At 64.9% G+C, this 10,063-nt stretch carries 6 protein-coding genes; 1 reads left to right on the forward strand and 5 read right to left on the reverse strand.

Annotated features, from left to right (window positions below; genetic code table 11):
* Positions 1-256 precede the first annotated feature (256 nt).
* From pgm to KUO17_RS25865, 5 genes are all read right to left on the reverse strand, one after another.
* Positions 257-1,897 (reverse strand): phosphoglucomutase (alpha-D-glucose-1,6-bisphosphate-dependent), encoded by a 1,641-nt coding sequence (gene pgm / locus KUO17_RS25845; protein ID WP_217978392.1) that lies wholly within the window; start codon positions 1,895-1,897, stop codon positions 257-259.
* 95 nt (positions 1,898-1,992) lie between these two features.
* Entirely contained in the window at positions 1,993-4,254 is a 2,262-nt protein-coding gene (locus tag KUO17_RS25850; RefSeq protein ID WP_217978396.1) for an ATP-dependent DNA helicase, read from the reverse strand.
* Positions 4,251-5,903 carry a VRR-NUC domain-containing protein gene (locus KUO17_RS25855; protein WP_217978393.1) on the reverse strand — a complete coding sequence of 551 codons (1,653 nt, stop codon included), beginning with the start codon at positions 5,901-5,903 and terminating at the stop codon, positions 4,251-4,253. The genes KUO17_RS25850 and KUO17_RS25855 overlap by 4 nt, the downstream gene beginning before the upstream one ends.
* 71 nt (positions 5,904-5,974) lie before the next feature.
* Positions 5,975-7,408, reverse strand: a complete 1,434-nt coding sequence (locus KUO17_RS25860) for a hypothetical protein (RefSeq protein WP_217978394.1) — start codon at positions 7,406-7,408, stop codon at positions 5,975-5,977.
* A 454-nt stretch (positions 7,409-7,862) separates the two neighbouring features.
* Positions 7,863-8,885, reverse strand: coding sequence for a zinc-dependent alcohol dehydrogenase family protein (locus tag KUO17_RS25865; protein WP_217978395.1), 1,023 nt, complete (start codon positions 8,883-8,885; stop codon positions 7,863-7,865).
* Positions 8,886-9,082: 197 nt separating this feature from the next.
* On the opposite strand from KUO17_RS25865, the gene KUO17_RS25870 reads away from it, so the two are divergent.
* Complete coding sequence (locus tag KUO17_RS25870; RefSeq protein WP_255263807.1) at positions 9,083-9,997, forward strand: LysR family transcriptional regulator; 915 nt, start codon at positions 9,083-9,085, stop codon at positions 9,995-9,997.
* Positions 9,998-10,063: the final 66 nt, after the last annotated feature.

Genomic DNA, 10,063 nt, shown 5'->3' on the forward strand with positions numbered 1-10,063 from the left:
GCTGTTCATGGTTTTTCCTTGCGTCAGGTGTGAACGGGGCGGATTATTGAGCAAAAATTATCGTATTACAATAATTAATTGATGTGATGTGGTGGGTGTGGCGATTTGACCCGGGTGGGCGAGACGGTTCTTGTTGAGCCGACGGGCCTCTTCGCTGGCAAGCCAGCTCCCACAGGTACCCCGCCGTTCTCGGGGCATGTGATTATCCTGTGGGAGCTGGCTTGCCAGCGAAGGCGGCCTTAAGGCCCAAAGCGCATCAGGCGATAGCAGCGTCTACCAGCTCCTGAGCCTCGCCCACCAGGCGCTGCAGGTGCGCTTCATCGACGAAGCTCTCCGCATAGATCTTGTAGATGTCCTCGGTACCCGAAGGCCGCGCCGCGAACCAGCCGTTGGCGGTCATCACCTTCAACCCGCCAATGGCCTGGTCGTTACCCGGCGCATGGCTGAGAATCTGCTCGATCGGCTCACCCGCCAGCGACGTCGACTTGACCTGCTGCGGCGACAGCTTGCCCAGCAGCGCTTTCTGCGCCGGCGTCGCCTTGGCATCAACCCGCGTGGAAAACGGTTGGCCCAACGCTTCAGTCAGCGCGGCATACGCCTGGCTCGGATCACGCCCTGTACGTGCCGTCATTTCCGCCGCCAGCAACGAAGGGATCAGCCCGTCCTTGTCGGTGCTCCACACCGTGCCGTCCTTGCGCAGGAACGAAGCACCCGCACTCTCCTCCCCACCAAAGCCCAGCGAGCCATCGAACAGGCCATCGGCAAAGTACTTGAAGCCCACCGGCACTTCATACAGGCGACGGCCCAGGCGCGCGGCCACGCGGTCGATCAGGCCGCTGCTGACCACGGTCTTGCCCACGGCCGCATCGGCGCGCCACTGCGGGCGGTGCTGGAACAGGTAGTCGATGGAAACCGCCAGGTAGGCATTCGGCGCCAGCAAGCCACCGGACGGCGTGACGATGCCATGACGGTCGTGGTCCGGGTCGCAGCCAAAGGCCACGTCGAAGCGGTCACGCAAGCCGATCAGGCCCTGCATCGCGTGCGGCGAGGACGGGTCCATGCGGATCTGACCGTCCCAGTCCACGCACATGAAGCGGAACGTGGGGTCGACCTCGGTGTTGACCACTTCCAGGTCGAGCTTGTAGTGATCGGCAATCGCCGACCAGTAACGCACCCCGGCACCGCCCAGCGGGTCGACGCCCAGGCGCAGCCCGGCGCCACGAATCAGATCGAAATCAATCACATTGACCAGATCGCTGACGTAATTGCCCAGGTAGTCGTGGCGGTGCGTGGTGCTGGCCTTGAGCGCCTGCTCGTAGCCCATGCGCTGCACGCCCTTGAGGCCATCGGCCAGCAACTGGTTGGCCTTGGCTTCGATCCACTTGGTCACGTCGCTGTCGGCCGGGCCGCCATTGGGCGGGTTGTACTTGAAGCCGCCGCTTTGCGGCGGGTTGTGCGACGGTGTGATCACGATGCCGTCGGCCAGGCCACGGCTGCGGCCGCGGTTGTAGCAGATGATCGCGTGGGACACGGCCGGGGTCGGTGTGTACTCGTCGTCCTTGGCCAGCATCACCTCGACGCCGTTGGCCGCCAGTACCTGCAGCGCAGTGGCTGCGGCCGGGGTCGACAGGGCATGGGTATCGATACCGATGAACAGCGGGCCGTCGATGCCCTGCGCGTGGCGGTACAGGCAGATGGCCTGGCTGATCGCAAGTACGTGCTGCTCGTTGAAACTCAGGTCCACGGAACTGCCACGGTGCCCGGAGGTGCCGAAGGCGACGCGCTGGGCCGCCACGCCAGCATCGGGTTGCCCGGTGTAATACGCGGTCAGCAGCTGGGGGATATCGACCAGCACGGATGCGGGGGCCGGTTTGCCCGCCAAAGGACTGAGCTTCATGCAAAACCTCAAGAAAGGATGTTCAGGGTGATGAAAACACGCAGTTTACTGGCAGTTTGACCACAGCGCGACGGTGACGATCCCCGCGCGCCCGACTATTTGTACCGAGGCGCCCACCACGCGGGGAACATGCGCTGCACACGGGGTTCGGCGAAGCGGTCGTCGATCAGCATGACCATGCCACGGTCCTCGGTGCCGCGGATCACCCGCCCCGCCGCCTGGATCACCTTCTGCACGCCGGGGTACAGGTAGGTGTAGTCGAACCCCGCACTGAACAAGGCGCCCATGCGCTGCTTGAGCTGTTCGTTGACCGGGTTGACCTGGGGCAGGCCCAGGGTGGCGACGAACGCGCCGATCAGGCGCGTACCCGGCAGGTCGATGCCCTCGGCGAACGCGCCGCCCAGCACCGCGAAGCCCACGCCCTGCCCGCCCTCGACAAAGCGCGCGAGAAAGGCGTGGCGTTGCGCCTCGTCCATGCCAGGTGCCTGCGACCACTGCACGATGTGCCGATGGTGCTCGGCCAGCCGTTGCGCCACTTGCTGCTGGTAATCGAAGCTGCTGAAAAAGGCCAGGTAGTTGCCCGGCTGCTGCCGATACTGCTCGGCAATCAGCTCGACGATCGGTGCGATCGAGGCCTGACGATGCGGGTAACGGGTCGATACCGTACTGATCACCTGCACCTGCAACTGCTCGGCCACGAATGGCGAGGCCACCTCCAGCCATGCCGTATCGGCAGGCATGCCCAACAGGTCGGCGTAGAAATGCCGTGGGCTCAAGGTGGCGGAGAACAGCGTGACGCTGCGCGCCGCGGCCATGCGCGGGCCGATCAGCGGCGCCGGCACCACATTGCGCAGGCACAAGGTCGACAGACTGCGCCGGCCCGGACCGTCGCGCTTGCTGACGTCGAACACGAAATGCCCGTCGAACACCTCGCTCAGGCGCAGGAACTGGCTGGCCTGGAAGAAAAACTGCAGCAGTGGCCCGTCGACGGCGGCCGGTTGCTGGTTCATGCGCTCCTGGATCTGGCTGACGCAGCGTTGCAACGCCTTGAGGAAGGCACCCGGCAACTCGTTGCTGGCCTGATAGGTCGCCGTCTGCGCCTTGTGCACGGCATTCCACGCCCGGTTAAGGCGCTGCAAGGCACTTTCCAGGCCCGCCGGCGGTTCACGGCGCAAGGCCTGCAACTGCCACTGGTCGAGGCTGGCGCTGTACATCTGGCGCGCCCGCTCCACCAGGTTGTGCGCTTCGTCGACCAGTACCGCCACGCGCCATTGGTCCTGCTGGGCCAGGCCGAACAGCAAGGCGCTTTGGTCGAAATAGTAGTTGTAGTCGCCGATCAGCACGTCGACCCAGCGCGCCATTTCCTGGCTCAGGTAGTAGGGGCACACCTGATGCGCCAGCGCCACCTCGCGCAGCGTGGCCTTGTCCAATACCGGCTGCTGCGCCGCCGCCTGGCGCGCGGCCGGCAAACGGTCGTAGAAGCCCTTGGCCAGCGGACACGCCTCGCCATGGCAGGCGGTACCGGGGAACTCGCAGGCCTTGTCGCGCGCCACCAGTTCAAGGGTGCGCAATGCCAGCGCCGGGCTGTGGCCCATGACCTGTTGCACCGCGTCCAGTGCAAGGGCGCGCCCCGGTGTCTTGGCCGTGAGGAACAGCACCTTGTCCAGTTGCTGCGGCACCATCGCCTTGAGCAGCGGGAACAACGTGCCCAGTGTCTTGCCGATGCCGGTGGTGGCCTGGGCCATCAGGCAACGGCCGGTGCTCACGGCCTTGTACACGGTTTCGGCCAGCTCGCGCTGACCGGTACGAAACGCCCCATGCGGGAAAGCCAGCGTCTGCAGACCGTCGTTGCGCACGGCCTGGCGCTGCATCTGCTGCTGCGCCCAACGTAGGAACAGCGTGCACTGAGCGATGAAGAACTGCTCCAGCTCGGCCGCCGAATGCGTCACCTCGAACACCGTCTCGCGCTCGCTATCGACGTCCAGGTACACCAGCGCCAGGTTCACCTGCGCCAGTTCGCGCTGCTGACACAGCAGCCAGCCGTACACCTTGGCCTGGGCCCAATGCAACTGGCGATGGTTGGCCGGCTGGCTGGCCAGGTCGCCGCGGTGGGTCTTGATCTCTTCCAGGCGGTTGGCGGCGCTGTCGAAACCGTCTGCGCGCCCGCGCACCTGCAACTGCTCGAACTGCCCCTCCAGCGCCACCTCGGCCTGGTACGCCGCGCCGCGCCGGGCCACCACCTTGCGATGCCCGAGCATGCCCTCCTGGGCGCTGGGTGAGGGGGTAAAGCGCAGGTCCAGGTCGCCGACCTTGGCGGTGAACTCGCACAGCGCGCGTACCGCCACCCGGTAGCTCATGCTGCCGGCTGCGCCCACTGCACATGACACACCTCGATCGGCAGCCCATGTGCGGTACAGAACTCGATCCAGCGCAGTTGGTTGTCCTGCAGGCGATCGCCTGGGCCCTTCACCTCGATCATCCGATAGCGCCGCTGCGCGGGCCAGAACTGGATCAGGTCGGGCATGCCGGCACGGTTGGCCTGGATATCCTCCAGCAGACGCTCGAAGCAGCGCTTGAGATGGGCGGCCGGCAGGCAGTCGAGCGCCTGCTGCACGAGGGTGGCGTCCAGCAGCTCCCAGTACACGAAGGGCGACTGCAAGCCGTGCTTGGCGCTGAAGTTGGCCTGGATGGTGTGGCGGTAGCACTCATCGTCGAGCTGCCCCAGGCAGGCGGCGAACAGCTCGGCGCGGCGCACCTGGAAGCCAGGGTCATGCAGGTCTTGCGGGCCGCTCTGGAACGGATGGAAGAAGGCGCCGGGCAGCGGCGCGAAGATGGCGTCCCAGCACAGCAGCCCGAACAGGCTGTTGAACAGGGTGTTCTCCACGTAATGCACCGGCCCGTCGTCTGCTGCCAGGTGCACTTGCACCGCCTGCTCGACGCCCAGTGCCGCCAGCTCCAGCGGCAGGCACAGGTCCAGTCGGCTGATTGCGGCAGGGGCTCGGCGCCGTTGCGGCGGGCCGCCCAGCTTGCGTTGCAGGCGCGGCACGATGCGCGTCAGGGCCTGGGCCTCAGCGGCATTGGCAGGGTTGGCGCCGGCCTCATCGGCCAGGGTAAGGGCTGCGGCATAATCGCCACTGCGCTCCAGTACGCGGATCTGCCGGGTGCGGGCCTGGGGGTGGCTGCTGCGCGGGTAGATGGCCAGCGCCAGTGCCCAGTCGCCGCTGCGCTCGCAGTGCTGGCCGAGCTGGAACAGCAGCCTGGCGCGGCGCCGCTCCAGCCACGGGTTGCTTGGTTGCAGGCCGTCCAGCAGCGCCAGTACCTGCCCCACCGGCTGCCCTGCCTCGAACTGCTCGGCGCAGTTGTGCAGGGCCAGGCACAAATCGATGTCGGCGCGCTCGCGCAACGCACGGGAATGCTCGCTGAAGGCCACCTGCTCGTAACGCAGCAGGCCAAGATCGGCCAGCACGAACTCCGACCAGTCCTGATGCAGGTTGCCGAAAAACAGCAGGCGCAGGCGGTCGCACAACGCTTGCAGCCGCAGCGCATAGACCGGTTCGCCAAAGCCTGGCCACCACTGCGACAAGGGCTGCGCATCAGGGTACAGCGCACACAGCTGCTCGAACAGCTGCGCCTTGGCGGCGCGCGGGCGCTGCAGTACAGCGGCAAAACAGCTGCTGACCTCGTCCTTGCGCAGTAGCTGGAACAGCTGCTCCAGGCTCAGCACAGGCTGTTCGTCAACCCAGCCCAGTGCCACCAGCGGCGCCGCCGCAGGCATGGGCGGGCCGATTTCGTCATAGACCAGCTTGCTGGCACGAAACACCCGCCCCTTGCGCATCACCATGCGCACCAGCAGCGCCTGCGACTCGCGCCCCAGCGCTGCGAACTGCTGCATGAACTCACGCTCCTGGGCATCTAGCAGGTCGGCATAGCGCAACTGCAGCCAGGCAAGCACCTGCTGGAAGTTGCACAGGTAGTAGAACGGGTCGGCGACGGAATGAGCGATCACGAGCGGTGGAACCAGCAATGACAATCCACTGGTTATACATACAGATCAGCCCGTTTGGCAACCTCGCCAGATCAATGGCGTACCCGCTCCGGATCGCTGTCGCGGGCCCGCGCGAGCAACGACTGCGTGCCAGCGCCGGCCTCGCTCTCGCGCTGGTAGAGCATCTGCAGCGTGGCCAGTGGCAAGCCGCTGACCTCTTCCAGCCACTGCACCAGGGGTTGCGCGGCCGGCACCCCCTGCAGCGCGTTATGCAGATAAGGCCCGGCCATCTGCATGCCGGGGTGGCAGCGTTCCAGAAAACGCTCCAGGCCCAGGCCCCTGGCGACAAAAGGCGCGAACAGCAGGCACACCCATTGGGTTTCGTTCAGGCCATAGGCCTGTTGCGCGAAGCCATCGGCCAGGGCCCGGCGCTGCGCCAGTCGCTCGCTGCCCTGCCAGGCTTCGACCGCCTGGGCCTGCAGAATCGGCGGCATCGACGTACGACGCATCTGCGCCCGGACATGCTGCAGGTGCTCATGGATACCGGCCGCATAGTCGCGCCCTTCGACAAACTGCGCGCGCAACCCGCACAGGTGCATCATCAGCAAGGGATTGGCACAGGCCGAATGCGCAAAGCCCAGCGCCAACTCATCGTTGCGATAGCCAAGCAAGTCGAGCAACTGCGCGCTGCGAGAGTGCCCCGTAGGCTGCACCAGGTCGGCAATGTCGAGCAGGCGCGGCGCGCGGCGCAGGCCTGGCACCGGGCGCAGCGGTCCGTCGGCCTGGCCCTGCACCTCGCTTACATACTGGCGGCGCAACTGCCCCATGCCCTGCAGAAACACACCCGGGTATGCACTGATCGGCCGCGTACTGGCAACACCGGCCTCGCGCATCATACGCCGGCCCCAGGCCAGGTAGCGCTTGCGTTCAGGCAACGAGTCCGCGCTGATCAGCGCATCCACGCCCCCCTGCCAGCCCATACCCTGGCGGTAGAGGTCGGCCAGCCCCAGGTAGAAACGGTTGCAGAACATCGGGCGGACCTGGCCAGCAGTAAGGTGCCCGGTGACCAGGGTATCGAAACGCTCGGCCTGCTGCTGGCGCGCCGACACGGCCCGGCGGGCATCGAAGGGTCGCATGCAGCCGTCCTCGAGCACCAGCAACTCGACCCGCGGGTCATCGTGCATGACCAGGGCAGAGTAGGTGCGCTCGATATTGCCGATGACCACCGACGACATGCCCAGGTGGCGGGCCGTGACCACGCGCAGCTCGAACGTCGCCGATGCACGCGCCGCGATGCTCAACTGCGCGGCACGCAGGCAGGCCAGCGCGAAAGAGCTGTCCTTGCCGCCGCCATAGGCCAGCATGACCTTGAAGTCGCCGATCTGATCCAGCCCGCCGGCTGCAACCAGCAGGCGCTGGATCAGCAATTGCAACGAGGCCCGCTGGCCCTGCGACAGATGCTCAAGCAGACGGTGCAGGACCTGCTGATAGATGTAGTTCATGGCTTGATCGTGAAGAGTGCTCATGGCGTATACCTGAATGCGATAACGACTGCCGATGTACGAAGTTGCCCTAAGAGGGACAATAGATGACCTTGCGCATACTCGGCAGCGAAATTTAAATACAAAGTCTCAAGACATTTCTTACAACTTCCTACACCCCCGCCAGACGATGCCGAAGCACGTCTGCCATGGGCACCGTGCGAAACCTGATCGCCACCTTCGGCGCAGCTCATAAAAGGGCTTTGGTGTGCACGAACACGCAGTTGGCAGGACCATATCTCACTCCCTGAGATGGCAGTAACGGCACATTAGCCAGTAAGTTTACGGACAACCCAATGCCCTTATTCCCACACCGACAACATAGCGCAAGGCCGGTACTTAGTCCGCACAAGTTAAATAGGAAAGTTCTGAAACTTCGATAAGAAATTTCTACAAAAAAGCCCGAGACTAGGCTCGGGCTTCGGTGTATTCGGCGTGGTCAGGCGTCGGGCAGCGCCAGCACCACGCGGCCACCACAGGGGCACTCATCCATGTGGCGATGCGCAGCGACCACCTCGTCGAACGGATAGACCTTGATGATGTGCGGCAACACCTGGCGGTCGGCCGTGAACTGGTTGATGTCGCGCAGGGCGCGCTGCAGCGCCACCTGGTCCTGAGTGATGCCCAGCTCCGGCTTGCCGGTGAAGTTGCTGACGCAGTGCACGAAGAACTGGATGTTCTTCTGGAACGCCGCACAGGCCGGGAACGGCGTCTGGTTGCCGCCTTGCAGGCCATACAGCACCAGGCTGCCGCGCGGCGCCAGCACATCACCGAGCAGCGACATCTGCGGGCCGCCCAGGCCATCGAGCACCATGTCCACGCCGCGGTTGTCGGTGTACTTGTTGATCTGCATGAGCAGGTCTTGCTCTTCGGTCACGATGACCTTGTGCGCTCCCAGCTTGAGCAGGTTCTCGCGTTCGGCGCCGTCCTTGGTGGCGGCGATCACCTTCAGCCCCAGCGCGTTGCCCAACTGCACGAAGGCCGGCCCGGCGCAGTGGCTGGCATCGGTCACCAGGGCGGTCTGCCCGGCCTTGGCGCGGGCCAGGTCGACATAGGCGAAATAGGCGATCAGCAGCGGCGTGTAGTGCACGCTGGCCTCGATCGGGCTGAGGATGTCGGGGTAGCGGGTCAGCGCATTGCGTGGCAGCACGATCACCTCGCCATACACCGGGTGCTCGTTGGGGCTGGTGGCCGGGAAGCTGGCGACCTTGTCGCCCACCGCCAGGTCGTCGACCCCCGCGCCCACCGCCGTGACCACCCCGGCCATCTCGTGACCGATGCCAGCAGGCAAGCGGGCATGCGAGGGCGCCAGGTTCTGACGCCACAGCACGTCGTACCAGCTGATGCCTATGGCCTGTACCCGAACCTGCACTTCACCGGCAGCCGGTTGCGGCGTGGGCAGCTCCTCACACTTGAGCACCTCGGCCTGGCCGAACTTGTGAAATCGGATCATGCGGGACATCGCAAACCTCGCCTAGTGAACCTCTAATACCCTGAACTCTATCCGGGCTTCAGCGGTTAGACCATCAGTGGCCATTAATAGTCAACATGCCTGTCATTGATTGGTGATACGCCTGCGGCGCAATTTATCCGATGCAGGGTACCGCCTTTGCCCTTAAGATTCACCCCTGCCCCGACCTGACCTGTGAAGCGAAGCCGATGAACCGTAACGACTTGCGTCGTGTCGACCTGAACCTGCTGATTGTGTTCGAGACCCTGATGCACGAACGCAGCGTGACCCGGGCTGCGGAAAAACTCTTCCTGGGGCAGCCGGCCATCAGCGCAGCGCTATCGCGCCTGCGCAACCTGTTCGACGACCCGTTGTTCGTGCGTACCGGGCGCAGCATGGAGCCTTCGGCGCGGGCGGTGGAGATCTTCGCCCTGCTCTCCCCGGCGCTGGACTCGATATCCACGGCGGTCAGCCGCGCGGCTGACTTCGACCCGGCCACCAGCACAGCGGTGTTTCGCATCGGCCTTTCGGACGATGCCGAGTTCGCCCTGTTGCCACAGTTGCTCAAGCGTGTGCGGGCCGAGGCACCGGGCATCGTGCTGGTGGTACGCCGGGTCAACTACCTGCTGATGCCGGCGCTGCTGGCGTCGGGGGAGATTTCCGTCGGTGTAAGCTGGACCAACGACCTGCCGGCCAATGCCAAGCGCAAGGTACTGCGCCGCAGCAAGCCCAAGGTACTGCGTGCCGACAGCGTGCCGGGCAGCCTGAGCCTGGATGACTTCTGTGCGCGGCCACATGCGCTGGTGTCGTTTGCTGGCGACCTGAGCGGCTTCATGGACGAAACCCTCGACAAGCTTGGGCGCAAGAGGCATGTGGTGCTGGCGGTGCCGCAGTTCAACGGGCTGGGCAGCTTGTTGACGGGGACCGATATCCTGGCCACGGTGCCGGATTACACGGCCGATGCATTGACCGCCGCTGGCGGGCTGCGGGCCGAGGATCCGCCGCTGGAGGTGCAGAGCTTCGAGTTGCACATGGCGTGGCGGGGGTCGCAGGACAATGATCCGGGGGAGCGCTGGTTGCGGTCGCGGATTCAGATGTTTTTCGGGGACCCCGATAGCTTGTAATAGAATTCCACTAAATTCCATAAAGCCGTTTTATAACAACGAGTTACGGCGTTTTTCAAGGTAGTT

Origin of the sequence: Pseudomonas aegrilactucae (genome assembly GCF_019168305.1) — a bacterium.
Lineage (GTDB): Bacteria > Pseudomonadota > Gammaproteobacteria > Pseudomonadales > Pseudomonadaceae > Aquipseudomonas > Aquipseudomonas aegrilactucae.

What these genes read in the sequence shown, in the direction of transcription:
- KUO17_RS25860 (WP_217978394.1), bottom strand. Translation starts at nt 7,408, where the DNA reads ATGAGCACTCTTCACGATCAAGCCATGAACTACATCTATCAGCAGGTC.
- pgm (WP_217978392.1), bottom strand. Translation starts at nt 1,897, where the DNA reads ATGAAGCTCAGTCCTTTGGCGGGCAAACCGGCCCCCGCATCCGTGCTG.
- KUO17_RS25865 (WP_217978395.1), bottom strand. Translation starts at nt 8,885, where the DNA reads ATGTCCCGCATGATCCGATTTCACAAGTTCGGCCAGGCCGAGGTGCTC.
- KUO17_RS25870 (WP_255263807.1), top strand. Translation starts at nt 9,083, where the DNA reads ATGAACCGTAACGACTTGCGTCGTGTCGACCTGAACCTGCTGATTGTG.
- KUO17_RS25850 (WP_217978396.1), bottom strand. Translation starts at nt 4,254, where the DNA reads ATGAGCTACCGGGTGGCGGTACGCGCGCTGTGCGAGTTCACCGCCAAG.